Annotated in this window: 13 protein-coding genes; 8 read left to right on the forward strand and 5 right to left on the reverse strand. The window is 52.1% G+C overall.

All coding sequences use genetic code 11. The features are described 5' to 3' along the window. Nucleotides 1–373 precede the first annotated feature (373 nt). Entirely contained in the window at nt 374–937 is a 564-nt protein-coding gene (locus ACJROR_RS08410) for an AAA family ATPase (protein WP_406043311.1), read from the forward strand. 122 nt (nt 938–1,059) lie between these two features. Here the strand turns inward: ACJROR_RS08410 and ACJROR_RS08415 are convergent, their stop codons facing one another. Beyond that, nucleotides 1,060–2,334: a hypothetical protein gene (locus ACJROR_RS08415; protein WP_406546740.1), complete on the reverse strand. Its 1,275-nt coding sequence runs from the start codon at nt 2,332–2,334 to the stop codon at nt 1,060–1,062. A gap of 547 nt (nt 2,335–2,881) precedes the next feature. Here ACJROR_RS08415 and metA point away from each other — a divergent pair. Further along, nucleotides 2,882–3,802: a homoserine O-succinyltransferase gene (gene metA / locus ACJROR_RS08420; protein ID WP_406043315.1), complete on the forward strand. Its 921-nt coding sequence runs from the start codon at nt 2,882–2,884 to the stop codon at nt 3,800–3,802. 62 nt (nt 3,803–3,864) lie between these two features. After that, nucleotides 3,865–7,563, forward strand: a complete 3,699-nt coding sequence (gene metH, locus ACJROR_RS08425) for a methionine synthase (protein ID WP_406546755.1) — start codon at nt 3,865–3,867, stop codon at nt 7,561–7,563. An 86-nt stretch (nt 7,564–7,649) separates the two neighbouring features. On the opposite strand, the gene ACJROR_RS08430 is transcribed toward metH, so the two are convergent. From ACJROR_RS08430 to ACJROR_RS08445, 4 genes are all read right to left on the reverse strand, one after another. Continuing rightward, nucleotides 7,650–8,255: a hypothetical protein gene (locus ACJROR_RS08430; RefSeq protein ID WP_406043317.1), complete on the reverse strand. Its 606-nt coding sequence runs from the start codon at nt 8,253–8,255 to the stop codon at nt 7,650–7,652. 244 nt (nt 8,256–8,499) lie between these two features. Beyond that, nucleotides 8,500–8,913, reverse strand: coding sequence for a DUF2750 domain-containing protein (locus tag ACJROR_RS08435; RefSeq protein ID WP_406043319.1), 414 nt, complete (start codon nt 8,911–8,913; stop codon nt 8,500–8,502). Between the two features lie 38 nt (nt 8,914–8,951). Beyond that, on the reverse strand, nt 8,952–11,795 hold the full coding sequence (uvrA, locus tag ACJROR_RS08440; RefSeq protein WP_406546741.1) for an excinuclease ABC subunit UvrA: 2,844 nt from the start codon (nt 11,793–11,795) through the stop codon (nt 8,952–8,954). 97 nt (nt 11,796–11,892) lie between these two features. Next, nucleotides 11,893–12,690, reverse strand: a complete 798-nt coding sequence (locus tag ACJROR_RS08445; RefSeq protein WP_406546742.1) for a single-stranded DNA-binding protein — start codon at nt 12,688–12,690, stop codon at nt 11,893–11,895. A gap of 432 nt (nt 12,691–13,122) precedes the next feature. Between ACJROR_RS08445 and ACJROR_RS08450 the strand changes: the two genes are divergently transcribed. The 5 genes from ACJROR_RS08450 to mshL are packed head-to-tail and all read left to right on the forward strand — an operon-like array spanning nt 13,123 to nt 17,387. Then, complete coding sequence (locus ACJROR_RS08450) at nt 13,123–14,118, forward strand: hypothetical protein (protein ID WP_406546743.1); 996 nt, start codon at nt 13,123–13,125, stop codon at nt 14,116–14,118. Beyond that, the gene (locus ACJROR_RS08455; protein WP_406546744.1) at nt 14,105–14,746 is read left to right on the forward strand and encodes a PilN domain-containing protein; all 642 of its coding nucleotides are present in this window, start codon (nt 14,105–14,107) and stop codon (nt 14,744–14,746) included. Before ACJROR_RS08450 ends, ACJROR_RS08455 begins: the two co-directional genes overlap by 14 nt. A gap of 2 nt (nt 14,747–14,748) precedes the next feature. After that, on the forward strand, nt 14,749–15,381 hold the full coding sequence (locus ACJROR_RS08460) for a hypothetical protein (protein ID WP_406546745.1): 633 nt from the start codon (nt 14,749–14,751) through the stop codon (nt 15,379–15,381). After that, nucleotides 15,374–15,721, forward strand: coding sequence for a hypothetical protein (locus tag ACJROR_RS08465; protein WP_406546746.1), 348 nt, complete (start codon nt 15,374–15,376; stop codon nt 15,719–15,721). The genes ACJROR_RS08460 and ACJROR_RS08465 overlap by 8 nt, the downstream gene beginning before the upstream one ends. Then, on the forward strand, nt 15,708–17,387 hold the full coding sequence (gene mshL, locus ACJROR_RS08470) for a pilus (MSHA type) biogenesis protein MshL (RefSeq protein WP_406546747.1): 1,680 nt from the start codon (nt 15,708–15,710) through the stop codon (nt 17,385–17,387). The genes ACJROR_RS08465 and mshL overlap by 14 nt, the downstream gene beginning before the upstream one ends. Nucleotide 17,388: the final 1 nt, after the last annotated feature.

A 17,388-nucleotide genomic window follows, 5' to 3' on the forward strand; every position in this document is an offset into this window, starting at 1 on the left:
TCAGTGCCGATGGTAGTGTAGCATTCGCTATGTGAGAGCAGGTCATCGTCAGGCATGTTTTTTAGGAAAAGGGAGCCTCAGGGTTCCCTTTTTCGTTTTCGGGGTTTTCTGATTTTGTTCTGGCTTATCCGTAAATTGCGGGAGCTGTGCCGTGGCAGCGGAAAAACTGTTTCCGGTCTTTAGAATTACATACCTTCCGGAGCAGTTCTGTTTTTTTTGCGGAAAGCGGCAGGGGACGGTTCTTTTAAAAAGCGTTTTCACGTGATACAATGGATAGCCGGGATTTATGAGGGAATGCATTCCAGGACAATTTTTAATCGTTACCAGTCCCCGTAGTTGTTTTTGTAAATCATTTGTTTAGTGACCATAAATTATGAAGAGTTTGATTCTTGTGACATCGCCACCAGCCTGTGGTAAGACATATGTATCTAAGGCAATTGCTAAAAAGTTAGATCATGTTGTATATCTTGATAAGGATACGCTCATTGTTCTTTCTAAACAGATTTTTGTGGTTGCTAATCAGGAATATAACCGCAGTTCAGATTTCTTTGAAGAGCATATCAGAGATTATGAGTATTATGCGGTGCTTGATTTAGCCTTTGAGGCTCTGGAATACGAGGATAACGTGCTTATCAACGCCCCGTTCACCCGGGAAGTAAGAAATCCGCAGTATATCGCAGATCTGAGAGCCAAGCTTGCAAAGATCGGAGCCCGTCTGGTTCTGGTGTGGGTGGATACCTCTCCGGAAACCTGCCACGAGCGCATGATAAAACGCAATTCCAGCCGGGATACCTGGAAGCTGGAGCACTGGGATGAGTATATCTCCCGCTGCAACTTCACCATGCCGGAAAACGTCGGCGATGTTTTTGTGTTCAAGAATAACAATGGTCAGGAGTTCGATGAATCTCTGGATCGCATTGCAGATTTTTTAAACTGAAAACATGGTTTTAAACAAAGATAAAGGAGTCATTGCGACTCCTTTTTTGTTTCCTGGCAAGCCGGGATCAGAGTGATGCGCGGGAGGCTCTGGTTACTCCGAAGAAACCGGAGCCTCATTCATCAGTTAAAGAAGGAATCCACCAGGATGCTGGCGTTTTCATAATAATTGAATTCTGCAGCGAACTTGCAGGATTCTACCGCTCCGAAAATACCGATAATCCCCAGAATTCCGCCAATAACGGTCATGAACAGGAAATGACGGGCCAGCCTGATCTCTGACAGCCGGTCAATAATAAGCAGCACCGGCAGCAGACTGAAGGGGAAGATGACATTAAGCTCATCGGAAGTCAGCAGTATGGGAGCAAAACCGGCAAATATCATGGTGGCCAGCAGAGCAAACACCGCAACTATGGAAATGTAGCCGGAGTCGCTGTCCGGTTTCTGTTTGGTAAGAAGCTGTCCCCGGACATCAATGATTGCCGCCCAGTTGCCCAGAACGCTCCAGAGCATGGTCAGGAGGCCCGCTATGCTAACGCCAACCAGCCATATTATCCGGAACATCTGCGCCAGGATTTCTGAAGCGCTTACCCAATTAAAGCCGGTTTCCAGTACCAGGTGATTTTGTCCCAGCATGGAACTGAATCTCAGCCAGTACAGCGCGGATTTAAGCACCGGATAAACGTGGGTTATGCCGTATCCCGGATAGCCTTCATGGAAGTCGTGGGTCAGATACATGCTGGTATTAGTTTGCGCGGCCTGAATTCCCAGGTAAACCAGAAAGCCGGCTGATGCTGTTCCGATAATGGTTCCCGGAATGCTGACGAAGAGAACTTTTCTGAACATCAGCGCTATGGACAGCAGGCACAGAATGACTCCCGAGTAGTGAAAGTGGAGGCACCAGCCAATGGCCAGAATATGCAGAAAGCTCCAGATGAAGCAGGAAAAAAAGCCCTGAGGCCGGTTTCGCAGCTTTACCAGAGTCAGCAGGTAGAGAGCAGCTCCGATTTCCATGTACGACGTGTAGGAAAAATGCGTGTTATACAGAAACCAGGGCGAAAGCAGATAGATGATTGCGGCCCAGGCCAGAGTAACCCGGGAGACAAAGCCCTTGAGAGCCCAGACAAGAAAACCCAGCGAACCAAGCCGGAGCATTATCAGCAGGAAGAGCGGCGAAAGGACGCTTTCATAAATTCTGAGGGGAGCTGATATTACCAGAGTCAGGAGATTGTTGCCGCTGAAGTCATCTGCATCCTGGAGATAGTGCACGGCAAAACCGTTTTTAAGAATCTCGGCGGCTTCGGCATTAATGTACTGGTTGTTTCCATAGATAGCCGCCAGCACCAGGTAGAGAAAGATTACGGTACCGGTGATTAATGTCAGTTGCAGACGGGACATCTCAGGTTCTCCTGTTCTTGTTAGATTGTCGGAATGCTGCCATGCCAGCATCCGCGCGGCATTGTCTCAGTCCCTGCGGTTCTGCCGGGCCCGGAACTGCTGCTCCGTTATTTAGATGTGTTTTGAAATCTTGAGCCCGGCTGCAGAGTTTTTGCAGCCCGGCTGGCGGTTTAAGTCAGCGGCGCGGTCATTTTTGCTGTCCGAAGCTGTCCTATTGTAAGATCATTAGCGTAAAATGTAGTCTTTTCTTTATTTCTGTTCGGAACATCTGAGGCACGAGTCTCACCTGAGGAACGGTTCAGAGTCTCCCGGAGCAGGATCCGAGGCCTCCGGGGGACAATTGCCGCTAACAGAGTTTATTTCCGAACATGCATTGTGTGTATAATGCTCTTTACGCAAGATCAATGCCTGCTGATGCCCATTTGCTCAGGAATCCATGCCAGGGATCCATGTTTAAGAGATCCGCGCATAGAAGGTATTTTTGCGTTATTCCGGCTCTGTGATCATATCACAGTTGCCTGTGACTGAATCAGACGGGGAAACAGATATGCCGATAAAAATTCCGGACGCTTTGCCTGCAGCGTCCATTCTTACTGCTGAGAATGTATTTGTCATGACGGAAACCCGGGCCGTGCATCAGGATATCCGGCCGCTTCATGTGCTGATTCTGAATCTGATGCCCAAGAAAATCGAAACTGAAACTCAGTTCATGAGGAAGCTTTCCAATTCTCCGCTGCAGGTGGCGGTGGATCTCCTGCGCATTGACAATCATATTTCTAAAAATACTCCCAAGGCGCATCTGGATACCTATTATCAGAATTTTGCCGCAGTCAGGGACAGATTCTATGACGGCATGATTGTTACCGGAGCGCCCTTGGAGCATGTGCCGTTTTCTGAAATCAGCTACTGGAATACCCTTACCGAGATTCTGGAATGGTCCCGGGAGCATGTAACCTGCACCAGCTTCCACTGCTGGGGCGTGCAGGCGGCGTTTAAGGTTTTCTACGGGCTGGAACCGCAGCTCAGGGAGGTCAAGCTGTCCGGGGTATTCCGGCATCATACGGCCAGAATTCCCGACCCTCTGATCCGCGGTTTTGATGACTTTTTCCTGGCGCCTCATTCCAGATACATGGACTTTAAAACCCGTTTTATCGAAGAAAACACCGATTTGGAGGTGCTGGCTGATTCCGATGTGACCGGAGTATATCTGGCGGTATCTCCGGACAGACGGCAGGTCTATGTCACCGGGCATCCGGAATATGATGCCAATACTCTGGACAATGAGTACCGCCGGGATATCAATGCCGGACTTAATCCCATGATTCCGGAAAATTACTACCCGAACAACGATCCCTCCAATGTCCCTCTCTGCACCTGGAGAAGCCACGGCTTTTTGTTGTTTTCAAACTGGCTTAACTACTATGTCTATCAGGCAACGCCCTTTGACCTGAATGCCAAAAGAGACTGAGGACTGCTGAAGAACAGAAAGGGACGGGGAACGACAAGTTGGACAGCAAGATAAAAGACGATATGGCAAAAACAGAAAGAAATGTCAGGGAAATCATTCTCCGTGAGATGGCGAAGCGCATTCTGGTCATAGACGGAGCCATGGGCACCATGGTGCAGAGCTTCGGTCTTACGGAACAGGATTTTCGGGGAGAGATTTTTAAGTCCAGTCCGGTGGATCTTCGGGGCTGCAACGATGTGCTGTGTCTGACCCGGCCCGATGTGATAAAGAGCATTCATACTGCCTACCTTGACGTCGGCGCCGACATTATCGAGACGGACAGCTTTAATGCCACTCCGGTTCCCCTGGCGGACTATCAGCTTTCAGATCGGGCCTATGAGATTAATCTGAGGGCTGCGGAAATTGCCGGCGAGGCCCGGGATGAGTTTAATGCCCGCACCCCGGAGAAGCCCCGTTTTGTGGCAGGAGTGCTGGGGCCCACCAACAGAACCTGTTCCATATCTCCGGATGTGAATGATCCCGGAGCCCGGAATATCACCTTTGACGAGCTGGCCGAGGGCTATGCGACAGCGGTTCGGGGCCTTATGGACGGCGGGGCGGATCTTATTATCATCGAAACGATTTTTGATACCCTGAATGCCAAGGCAGCGGTGTATGCGGCGGAGACAGTGTTTGCGGAAAAGAACCGTTCCCTTCCCATTATGATTTCGGGCACCATTACCGATGCCTCCGGAAGAACCCTGTCCGGACAGACCCCCGAAGCCTTCTATAACAGTCTGCGCCATGCCAAACCCCTGACCTTCGGCTTTAACTGTGCCCTGGGGCCGGCCGAGCTTACCGGCTATGTGAAGGATCTCAGCCGTTATGCGGAGACCTATGTGGCGGTGTATCCCAATGCGGGACTTCCCAATGCCTTCGGCGGCTATGATCTCACCCCGGAAGACATGGCGGCCGCCATAAGAATCTGGGCGGAAAGCGGACTTGTGAATGTAGTGGGAGGCTGCTGCGGCACCAATCCCGATCATATCAGGGCCATTGCCCGGGCTGTTTCCGGGCTTAAACCCCGGGCTCTTCCGGACAATATTGCTCCTGCCTGCCGTCTGGCCGGCCTGGAGCCTCTCACTATCGATGATAACTCCATGTTTATCCATGTGGGCGAACGCACCAATGTTACCGGCAGCGCCCGCTTCCGCCGCCTGATAAAATCCGGCACGTTCGAGGAGGCCGTGGACGTGGCTCGGCTTCAGGTGGAAAACGGAGCTCAGATTATTGATATCAATATGGATGAGGGCATGATTGACGCCGTGTCCTCCATGAGAACCTTTTTGAATCTGATTGCCGCTGAGCCGGCCATTGCCAGAGTGCCGGTAATGATCGATTCTTCCAAATGGGAGGTGGTGGAGGCCGGGCTGCGCTGCGTTCAGGGGAAGCCCGTGGTTAACTCCATTTCCATGAAGGAGGGCGTGGAAAAGTTTCTGGCTCATGCCCGGGAAATCCGCAGATTCGGGGCTGCTGCGGTAATTATGGCCTTTGATGAAAAGGGACAGGCGGATACCTACGACAGAAAGGTGGAGATCTGTACCCGGGCCTACAAGCTGCTTACGGAGGAGATCGGTTTTCCTCCGGAGGATATTATTTTTGATCCCAATATTTTTGCCGTGGCCACCGGCATCCCGGAGCATGACGGGTATGCTCTGGATTTTATCAATGCCGTCAAAACCATCAAAGAGACCCTGCCTTATGCCAAAATTTCCGGCGGTGTTTCCAATGTGTCGTTTTCCTTTCGGGGGAATGAGCCTCTGAGACAGGCCATTCATACCGTGTTTCTCTATCATGCCATCGCAAACGGCATGGACATGGGCATTGTGAATGCAGGACAGCTGGCGGTATACGATGATATTCCCGCAGAGCTCCGGGATCTGGTGGAGGCCGTGGTGCTTAACACCTCCTCTGACGCCACCGAACGTCTTCTGGCGGTAGCGGAAAAATACAAATCAGGCGGCAGTCTTAATAATCCCGGACATCAGGAGGAGGATCTTTCCTGGCGATCCGAACCCCCGGAGAAGAGGATAGAGTATTCCCTGATAAGCGGCATTGACAAGTATATTGAAGAGGATACCGAGGAACTCCGCAAGCTGCTGCCCCGGCCCATTGAGGTTATTGAAGGGCCTCTTATGAATGGCATGACCCGCGTTGGAGATCTCTTCGGAGCCGGCAAGATGTTTCTGCCCCAGGTGGTTAAATCCGCCCGGGTGATGAAAAAAGCCGTGGCATTTCTGGAGCCCTATATCCGGGAGGAGCAGAAATCAGCGCGTTCCAGCGGCAAAATCATTATGGCCACCGTCAAGGGCGATGTTCATGATATCGGCAAGAACATCGTATCCGTGGTGCTGCAGTGCAATAACTATGAAATCATTGATCTGGGCGTTATGGTACCCTGTCAGGACATCATTGATGCCGCGGTGCGGGAGCATGCTGACATTATCGGGCTTTCCGGGCTTATTACCCCGTCTCTGGACGAAATGGTGCGCGTGGTTCAGGAGCTGGAGCGGCGCGGACTTCATATCCCGGTAATGATCGGCGGGGCTACTACTTCAAAGGCTCATACGGCGGTTAAGCTGGAGAAGGAATATGCCGCTCCGGTGGTTTATGTGTCAAATGCCAGCCGGGCGGTTACCGTGGCGCAGTCCCTGCTGTCTCCGGATCTCCGGCCCGCATATATTAAAAAGCTCCGGGAGGAGTATGCCTTTGAAAGGCATCTTCACGAGCTTAAGTATGCCCGGATGGAGACCTTGTCCTTTGCCGAAGCGGAAAGCAGAGCTATTTGTCCGGATTTTACCCTATCGAAGCCGCCGCGCCCCAGTTTTACCGGCGTAAAAACTCTGGATCTCCGGCTTCAGGACATTCGGCCGCTGATCTTCTGGCAGGGCTTTTTCAATCTCTGGGAATACCGTAAGGACTATCGGGAGCTCCTCAGTCATCCTGAGACTAATCCCTCGGCGGTTAAGCTTTATGAAGAGGCTAATGCCCTTTTGGATGAGCTTGAGAACATGCCGGATTATCGGATTCAGGCGGTGTTCGGCCTGTTCCCGGCGGAGCGTTCCGGCAGAAATGCGGTTACGGTTCATACCGCTTCAGGGGATCGGGTGTTCAATTTCCTGAGATCTCAGATTGCCGGAAAGGGCGACCAGGCGAGAAATGGGTGTCTGGCGGATTATGTAGATACCGAAGATGATGCTCTGGGACTTCTGGCGGTGAATGCCGGATCCCCGCATCTTCTGGAAAAATACCGGGCGGAAAAAGATATTTACGGCAGTCTTTTGCTGCAGTCTCTCACTGACAGACTGGCGGAGGCCGGGGCTTCTTATCTTCACTACCTGATCCGCACGAAATACTGGGGGTATTCCGCTGAATCCTCGGATCCGGAAGAAATTTTTCAGGAAAAGGCTCCGGGCATTCGTCCGGCTCCGGGCTATCCCTCCTGTCCGGATCATCATGAAAAGCAGCTTTTCTGGGAGATTCTGCATCCGGATACCGCCATCGATCTCCGGCTTACCGAGAGCTTCATGACCATTCCGGTGAGCTCGGTAACGGCCTATGTTTTTGGGAACAGAGAAGCCGATTACATTACGGTCAGCGGCGTAGGTCAGGATCAGCTTGCAGATTACGCCCGCCGCACCGGCAGAAGCCTTCAGGATCTGGAAAGGGAGCTGGCCTCCTGTCTCGGATACATTCCGGAAGGACTCAGAAGCTCAGATTAGCCGAAGTCGCAAAGACCATGAAAAACGGCCCCGGGATGAGCGGGGCCGCTGTAAGCGGGAAATGATGAGGAGACCAGCGCGGTAAATCAGCAGCCGTCGGTAAAGACGCGGAACTGCACGCCGTTCAAATTGCCGTCAAACTTGGAGTAGTTAGGATCCTGAAAACACGGGGTGTTATAAAAAATGTAGCACTTGTTCTTATAGGTCCATTCGTCCTCGGACTGGAAAGCGTCAGGAATGGGCAGCCCCTTTTTGGTTACCAGAATCTGAGTGGCATCCTTATTCCATTCCTTGTATACGTAAATCCACGGGGTATCCGGCTCCGGTTTGTCCTCTTCCTTCAAACCGATGTTAAAATCCATGGCCCGAATGATCCCGTCCGGGGTGGCATCAGGAAAACCGCATCTCATTTTGATTTTTTCATTATCATTGCATATGGCGCCTTCGCCCTTGGGACAGAAATAGCCGTTTGGATTGGCGTGTCCCGAGACAGCAGCTTTGGCGTAAACCATATCAGCAGTGTAGCGCATGACACGGATCATGGATTTAAGGGTTTTGACGGTTTCAGAATACCTGCCTTCATCATGAGATTTGCTTTCGGCAGATGCCTCGGGCAGCAGAACCGAAAACGAGAACAGGGCGGCAGCTACAGTGATATTTTTTAAGGAAAAAATCTTTTTGCGTGAACCCATATTCAGCTATCCTCTGATCATGAAAACCGATTTCCGGCTGATGGCCGTGGTACGAAGAAAAATGACATCCCGTCATTAGAATTCTATTCACAGGGTGAACAGCGATCCACGTTTTCATGTCTGATTTATGACTGAGGTGCCGATTTTTTCCGGGGAAGTCCTGATTCAGGCAGGACAGCGGCAAGGCATAAAAACAGAAACCGCCGAAGGGTCGGCGGCTTCAGAAAAGCGGGAAGGAGCGGAATTACTGTTCGGGATTGGAATATTCAAAATCCCGGAGCAGGTCTTCATCAGTGACAATGTTGCAGTCATTCTCTCCTACCGGGAAGATGGCATATTCAATGCCGGAGGCATTAAGCTGCGGCAGCCAGGACTCCAGAAAGATTGCAAGTCCGATGGCCGTCGGCCGATATCCCTGGGCGATTTCATTATTTTCAGCATAGTTGAGGGCAAAGCGTTCATGGCTCCAGAGGGGCAGGACGCTGATGGTTTCGCCGTTGTCGCCGTCAGTTTCCAGGAAAAGAATGTCATCTTCGTCCTTTTTGAGGACAAAAACCTCGAGTCCCTTTTTGGCGCCTTGCAGGAAATTGTGATACCGGTACTCAGCATTGAGCTTCAGGGCGGCATTGTACTGGATGTCGTCTAATTTGAAAGACATAAGGAAATCCTCATTTAAATACTTGAATTCTGCTCCTGTCATTTTAAATATTTTTTCAGGAATTGTCCCGTATATGATCCGGTTTTATGGCAATCTCCGGCAATTTCCTCCGGGGAACCGGCCGCGATAATCATGCCGCCGCGATCTCCTCCCTCCGGCCCCATATCCACAATATAATCGGCGCTTTTAATCATATCCATGTTATGCTCGATAACCACTACGGTATTCCCCAGATCCCGGAGGCGGAACAGCACGGACAGCAGCATTTGGACATCATGAAAATGGAGACCGGTGGTGGGTTCGTCCAGAATGTAGAGAGTGGAGCCGGTCTGCGGCCGGGAAAGCTCCTTGGCCAGCTTGATCCTTTGCGCCTCGCCTCCTGAAAATGTGGTGGCGCTCTGTCCCAGGGTGATATACGAGAGACCGACATCCCGCAGGGTTTCCAGCTTCCTTTTGAGCACCGGATAGTTCTGAAAAAAGTCCAGGGCTTCCTCAGCGGTCATATTGAGGACATCGTTGATGTTTTTGCCCTTGTATTCGATATCCAGGGTTTCGGGGTTGTACCTTTTGCCCCGGCATTCCTCGCACTCCACATAAACATCGGGCAGGAAGTTCATTTCCACCTTGATAAGCCCGGCTCCCTGACAGGCTTCGCAGCGGCCGCCCCTGACATTGAAGGAGAAGCGTCCCGGCTGATACCCCCGGGCCCGGGCTTCCCGGGTGTCGGCAAAAATGCTTCTTATGGGAGAAAAGAGATCGATGTAGGTTGCCGGATTGGATCTGGGGGTGCGGCCGATGGGGGACTGATCGATGCTGATGACCTTGTCAAAATAATCAAGCCCGGAAATCATCGCATAGGGGGCGGGACGTGCCAGTACGGCTTTGTTAAGCACCTGTTCCGCCGCCGGGAAAAGCGTATCGTTTATCAGAGTGGATTTGCCGGATCCCGAAACCCCGGTTACGCAGGTGAAGAGTCCGGCGGGGATCTTCAGGGTGACATTTTTAAGGTTGTTGCCGGAAGCTCCCGAGAGCACGAGGAAATTCCGGCCGGGCTTTTTTCTGGCCGGCACGGAGATGGTTTTCCGGCCGGACAGGTACTGACCGGTAAGGGATTCCGGGGCTTTGATAATTTCCTGTACTGTTCCTTCTGCGATGACGCTGCCGCCGTGAATTCCCGCGCCGGGGCCCATGTCAATAATATGGTCGGCCCTTCTGATGGTGTTTTCGTCATGCTCTACCACGATTACGGAGTTCCCCAGATCCCGGAGATGGAAAAGGGATTCCAGAAGGCGGGAATTATCCCGTTCGTGAAGACCGATGCTGGGCTCGTCCAGCACGTACATAACTCCGGTAAGACCGGAACCGATTTGGCTGGCCAGCCGGATTCTCTGACTCTCGCCGCCGGAAAGAGTTTCGCTGGAACGGTTCAGGGTGAGGTAGTCCAGTCCTACATTTATCAGGAAGGTCAGCCGGTTTTTGATTTCCCGGAGAATCCGGGAGGCAATCTTCTGATTCTGCTCCGACATCTCCAGAGTATTAAAGAACTCCAGATTTTCCCGGATGGTCTGATTGCCCAGAGATGATATGGAAAACTCCTGTCCGCCGGAATCCCGGAGAAAGACATGACGGTATCCCTCCCGGAGGCGGGTGCCCTGACAGGAGGAGCAGGGGAGAGTGGTAAGGTATTTGGTGTAATCCTCCTTCTGCTTGTCAGAGGCCTCCTGATATTTTCTGGTGAAATTGGGAATTATACCCTCGAAGGGTGCCGTCTTGCGGAATTCCCCCTCGCCGAAGCTGAAGGCGATTTTTATTTCCTCTGTTCCGGTGCCGTAAAAAATACGATGCAGATCTTCCGGGGAAAGATCCCTGAGCGGGGTGTCCAGACTGAAGCCGAACTTTTCGGAAAGTCCTGTGATGAAGGCAAAATTGTAGCTTGAAGAGGGGCTCCAGTATTTTATGGCGCCCTCGTTAAGGGATTTCCCCTTGTCGAGAATAAAGCTTTCCGGAATAAAAACCTCCCGGACTCCCAGACCGTCGCATTCGGGACAGGCGCCATTGGGGTTGTTGAAGGAGAAGTTCCGGGGTTCGAGTTCCGTCAGGGTATAGTTGCATACCGGGCAGGCGTATTGCGCGGAAAAGTCCATATCGGGAAAGCTGTTATCCATGGATACGGCCCGGGCGCGGCCGTCGGCCATTTTAAGAGCCAGCTCCAGAGCATCGGCTGTGCGCTGCCTGATTTCGTCAGTGGCTTTTATCCGCATCCGGTCAATGATTACTTCAATGGTGTGTTTTTTGTGGAGATCCAGATCCGGGGGATCGGAAAGCTCGCAGTTTTCTCCGTCAATGCGGGCTCTGATATAGCCCTGCCGGGCCAGATCTCCCAGAAGCTGCCGGTATTCCCCTTTGCGGTTTCTCACTACCGGAGCCAGAATCATAATCTTGGATTCCGGAGGCAGGGCCATGATGGCCGCAGTCATCTGCTTCACCGTCTGGGCCTTGAGTTCGCAGCGGTGCTCCGGGCATCTGGCAATGCCGGTACGGGCATAAAGAAGGCGGAGATAATCATAAATTTCGGTGATGGTGCCCACGGTGGAGCGTGGGTTGTGCGAGGTGGCCTTCTGCTCAATGGAGATGGCCGGAGACAGCCCGGTGATGCTGTCCACGTCCGGTTTGTCCATGAGATCCAGAAACTGCCGGGCATATGCCGACAGCGATTCCACGTATTTCCGCTGACCTTCGGCGTAGAGAGTGTCGAAGGCCAGAGATGATTTGCCGGAGCCGGAAAGGCCGGTAATGACGCAGAATCTGTTTTTGGGGATTTTGACGCTGATATTGCGGAGGTTGTGGGTGCGGGCTCCGGTTACGACTATTTCCGCCGTCATGAGAAACTCCTTGAAGGCTGCCCTGAGGGGCGTTTATGGAAAAAACGGAGCCTGAGCTCCGTTTTTGAAAATAGCTTTGCTGCCTCAAAGCGCTGAATTAAAACGGCAGATCATCGTCCTTGAAGGGGCGGTTTTCACCGTCATCAGAGAGATCCGGTTCGCTGGCGGGCGCGCCGGTGTTTTCCGGGATCTGGAAGTTATGAGGATTTGGCATGGGTTCATGGGGAGCGGCGGTTTTTTCCGGCAGATCCTGCGGCTGGGGATTCAGCGGCACCGCCCCTGCCGGAGGAGCGTTCCTGAAGCTTCCCTGGGGAGCGTTGTTTGCCGGGGCATTAAAACCGCCGCGCTGCTGATAGGAAGGATTGCTGCGGTAATTTCCCTGCGGGGGCTGCTGCTGAAAGCCGCCGTTATTAGGAGCCTGAGAACCGTATGCCGGCTGCTGCTGATAGGCAGGAGCCTGCTGATAGCCGCCCTGAGGGTAGGCATTTTGATTCTGATTCTGGAAGCCGCCCTGCTGCGGATAACCCTGGGCCGGATAAGGGGCTCCGTTTCCGGCCGGCTTCTGAGAGAGCAGATGAAGCTCGGTAACATGAATTTCAGTGGTGTATCTTTTTATCCCCTGCTGGTCGTCATAGGATCTGGTCTTGATCTTTCCTTCCACGTAAATCTGGCTGCCCTTTCTCATGTAGTCCCGGGCGATTTCAGCAGTGCGGCCCCAGAATACCAGACGATGCCACTCGGTTTGCTCCTGCAGATTGCCGTTCTGATCCCGGTAGCTCTCATTGGTGGCCAGGCCCACAGTGGCAATGCTGGTTGATCCGTTGGCCAGAACTCTGAAATCCGGCTCTGCTGCGGTGTTTCCCAGCAGAATGACTTTGTTTACTCCGCGTACCATAAATATTTCTCCTTAAACATCCTGCTGACGGCATTTGCGTGCGGAAAACCGTCAGCCGCTATCTTAATGGTCTGCCCAAGGGCAGAACCTTGTGCTTTTCTTGCCGCGTATTATAACTAATTTTATGAAAAATAAAAAGTATTCTTTAGCAGTAAAACTTTTTTTGATAAAACTCCGGCCGAAAACGCGGGGTTAATTCTTATGGTTTTGCCCGAAAAATTCAAGATTTTCATCCGGTTTGCATGGAAAAACGTATTCCCAGTCATTTTTTTGCGGGAAAAACGGAGACGGTTTCATCCCTGTCTGCCGGCGGAGATGCCGCAAAATCATAAAATCGTAAAGGCAGATCTAAAAATATGACTTTATCTTTAGTAACATGCTTTCAGTCGTGCTAAAGTTCTGTAGCTTGAACTGAGAGATATGGGTTATTTTATGGCAAAGAAAAATCTGCCCAATGTGGCCGTAGCCCTGAGAGCTGACGGAGTGTGGTTTCTTTCCCTGAACCGCGACAAAAGCAAAACGGATTTCAAGGCCTGCAATTCCACTCAGGACTGGATAGTTGCGATAAAGGATCTTTTTGGGAAAAACGGCGTGCATGCCAAGGATCGGGTTTGCGCGATTCTGGACGTTTCCCTGACCAGTTCCATACAGCTGCCGCAAAATGAGGCTCTGACTGACGAGGAGCTTCACGGCATTGCCATGTACAAGGATCTGGAGGGAGCCGTGGCCGGCAAGATTACCGACTACACGTGGGATTATTATCAGGCCTTTACCGGCAAAACCTCCCGTCCGATGCTGAATTTTGTGCTGGTGGAGAAACGTCTGATTGCTCTCATTGCCGATGTGATTAACAGCATTGCCATTCTGGATTCCATTTCCATAAGCACGCTGGCCATGGCCGATTTCATTTCCTATTATCAGTACGAGAGCGTTAAGAAAAAGGATTCCACCATTCCCCTGAAATACGTGGAACAGCTGGCGCTGCTTCTTTATCTTGAAAAGGGCCGGGATTTAACGGTATACGGCGTGTATAACGGCGAGCTCTGCTATACCAGAGTGATGCGCAATTACCGGGGACTGGACGGGAATGTTCTCATGGGAAGCGAAGCGGGACTTCTGGAACAGCTCGACATGGATCTGCTCCGGCTGTGCGATGATTTCTTTACCGCCCGGCTGGGTCTTCCGCCGGTAACCAGAATGATAATTCTCATGGATACGGATCAGGTGGAAAGCATTGCTCAGGCTCTGTCGGAAAACCGGAGGTACGTAGAGGTTGTTCCCAGCTCGCGGCATCTTTTTAAAAATGCCAAGCCATCGTTTTCCGTATGCGATAACAAACCGGTGTGCGAGCTTTGTGATGTCGGAGTGCAGTATCTTCCCCTTTACGGGGCTCTTAAGGGAGGCAGTCTGAAAAGTGCGCAGGAATAGACTTGATTTATACCGTCCGGAGTTCCGTCCCAAGAAGGTAATGCTCAGTCTTGAGCATATGTTTATTGTGTGGATCTGCGTGGCTGCGGTCATGGCCCTGATGATCATGAATGCCAGGGACGAGAACGTCAGGGTGAAGCAGCAGGATCAGGAGATGAATGATCAGCTGAGCGAAACTCAGGGACAGCTGGCTGAGGTGCAGGCCCGGGTGGCGGTGCAGCAGCTGGACAAGGTTTTGCAGAAAGAGGTTCAGGATCTGAAGGTGCTGGTAGACAGCAAAAAGAAAATGTATGAGCTCATTAACTCCAATGACAAGCTGAAAAGCCGCGGCTATGCCGGTTTTATGCGCGGTCTTGCGGAGGTAAGCTCCTCTGATGTCAGTGTAACCTCCTTCAGTCTGTCCGGACTTAATGCCAACATTTCCGGAGTGGCTGCCAAATCCGAGTCCGTGCCGCAGCTGGTTTCGCGTTTCGGATCCAATGAGAATCTGCAGGATATCACCTTCGGGGCTCTCAAGGTCGAGACAGACAAGGAAACCGGCGCTTTGCGCTTCAGTCTTTCCGATACGAAGGAAGATGATTCCGCTGATGACGAGAAGGGCAGAAAAGGGAGCAGGGGAGAGTCTTAAAAATGAGCTACAGAGATTTGCAGAAAAAGATTGGCTCCCTCTCCATGCGGGAACGGGTGATGGTTTGCCTGGTAGGGGTGGCTCTTTTTGCTTTTCCGGGGTATCTGTCCTTTGTTGACAGGTACAAAACAGACACCAAAAGAACCCAGGACAGCATGAATGCCCGGCAGTCCGAGCTGGCGGAGGCTCAGGAGGATCTGGCAAAATGGCAGGGCATGCTCACCCAAAACCCCAATGACGTTCTCCGCGCTGAAAAGGAAGAGTACCGGAAAACTCTGACGGAGCTTGATGCAAGCCTTGACAAAGAGACCATGAATCTTATCAGCGCCTCCCAGATGTCAGGAATTCTCTCGGGAGTACTGGCCGGAAATTCCGCGGTGCGGGTAACCAATGTGTCCTCGCTGCCGCCCCGGCTTCTTTTCCACAAGGATGACGTGAAGCTGTATCAGCACGGCGTGGTGGTTACCCTTAACGGCAGATATATGGATATCATGCATTATCTGGAGGGGCTGGAGGGCATGAAGACCAGCTTTTTCTGGAAATCCTTCAGCTACAGGGTTACCGGATATCCGGAGGCTGAAGCGGTTTTGGAAATCTATACTCTCAGCATTAATAAGGACTTTATTCGTGGTTAAATTAGCATTTGCGCTGGCGGCTTTCCTGGTTTTCCTGACCGGAAGCGCCGAAGCCGGAGCTCTCCGGGATCCCACAGCTCCCCTGTTCGGGGCTGTGAAGTCCGCAGCGCAGAATTCAGACAAGGGCAGTCTTCGGCTGCAGGCTGTCATGCGCGGATACGGCCGGGATCGCGCAGTTATCAACGGACAGACCTGTTACGTAGGGCGCAAGTGCCTGGGATATGTCCTGATATCATTAACAAAAAGAAGCGCTATCATGGTAGCGCCGCAGGGGGATGAAAGAATTGTGTTATCCCTTTACACCTCCGGAAAACGTGAGACTAAAAATGAAGATAAGTAAATTATCAGTGCTGGCGCTGGCTGTGGCGCTGACTATTACATCGGGCTGTACCTATCGTCATCCGGCTCCTGCCGAGGTTCAGACGGAGCTCCAGAAGGCTTATCAGGCATCCGGAAAGCTGGCAGTGCCGGAAGAGGTGCTGAATGAGCTTAATCCGGATCTGCCGGTTCAGAGCGAGTCCCCTGTCGAGGATTCCCGGAGAATCAGCGTAGCGGCTAACGAGGTGCCGGCGGCCGAGTTTTTTGCCCGGCTTATGGACAATTCCGGAGCGTCGGTGGTGGTGCATCCTGATGTTTCCGGATCCATTACCGTAAATCTTGACAATGTTACCGTGGATCAGGTGTTTGATGCGGTGTACAGAATGTACGGCTACCGGGCAGAGAAACAGGGCAAGATCTATTATGTCTATCCGGCCGGTGTTCATACCGAGACCATTCCGGTGGATTACATGCTGCTGACCCGGGAGTCCACCACAAGCGTTTCCATCAGCAATAACTCGCTTAAAGACGGGGATTCGAGCTCTGATTCCTCCGATTCCTCTTCTTCGTCTTCTTCCAGCAGTGATTCCGGTGACAGCTCTTCCGACGGCAGCGGCGTTACTCTGAGCACCAGTTCCAAGAGCGATTTCTGGACTGAGCTGGAAAAGACCTTAAGCAAGATTCTGGGCACCGGCGAGGGCCGGATGGTCAGCGTGAATCCTCAGGCAGCCACCGTAACCGTCCGGGGCATGCCGTCAGAGATTCAGAACGTCCGGGATTATCTTAACCAGACGAAGAACGCCCTCAGAAGGCAGGTGGTTATTGAGGCCAAGATTCTTGAGGTGTATCTTAACGAGAATTATGCCCAGGGCATTGACTGGAGCGTGATTCTGGGAAATCCCAATGCCTTGCACGGGAAGAACATGTCGAATTACGCCGCCAATACCAGTCATATTGAGGGCAGCGTGTTTTCCCTGTTAGGCGGCGGCTTTAAGTTCAGCATGTCCGATAAGAGATATGCCCTGCTGATTAATCTCCTGCAGACTCAGGGCGATGTTACCACCCTGTCCAGTCCCCGCATCACCGCGCTTAACAATCAGCGCTCCGTGATGAAGATCGGCAAGGATTCCTACTATCTTACCGATATCAGCACCGATTCCAGCACCACCACCTCTGACAATAACATTGTGTCCTCCTCCTTTGACTTCTCGCCGTTTTTCAGCGGCGTGTCTCTGGACGTGCTGCCGCAGATCAGCGAAGACGGCCGGATTCTCATGCATGTCCATCCGGCGGTGATTATGGTGCAGGATGATAACAAGACAATTGATCTGGGAGCCGGTAAGCACATGGAGCTCCCGCTGGCCACATCGGATGTCCGGGAGACTGACACCGTGGTGGAGGCGCAGTCCGGAGACGTGATTCTTATCGGCGGTCTTATGAGGCATGAGAAGGGCAGCGAGGTTTCCAAGGTGCCGGTTCTGGGCGATATCCCGGTAGTGGGAGAGCTCTTTAAGAATCGTTCCATCTACGACCACAAGACCGAGCTCGTCATTCTGCTGCGTCCGGTGGTAGTGGGCGGCGATACCTGGCGTCAGGAAATCAGAAGAAGCTCGGATCTTCTGGAAAAATGGTATCCCGAAGATGCTGATGAAAAGCGCCGGGGCTTCGTGATGCAGGGCACTGACTGAT

This window comes from Succinimonas sp. (assembly GCF_045225735.1).
In the GTDB taxonomy this organism is placed as follows: domain Bacteria; phylum Pseudomonadota; class Gammaproteobacteria; order Enterobacterales; family Succinivibrionaceae; genus Succinimonas.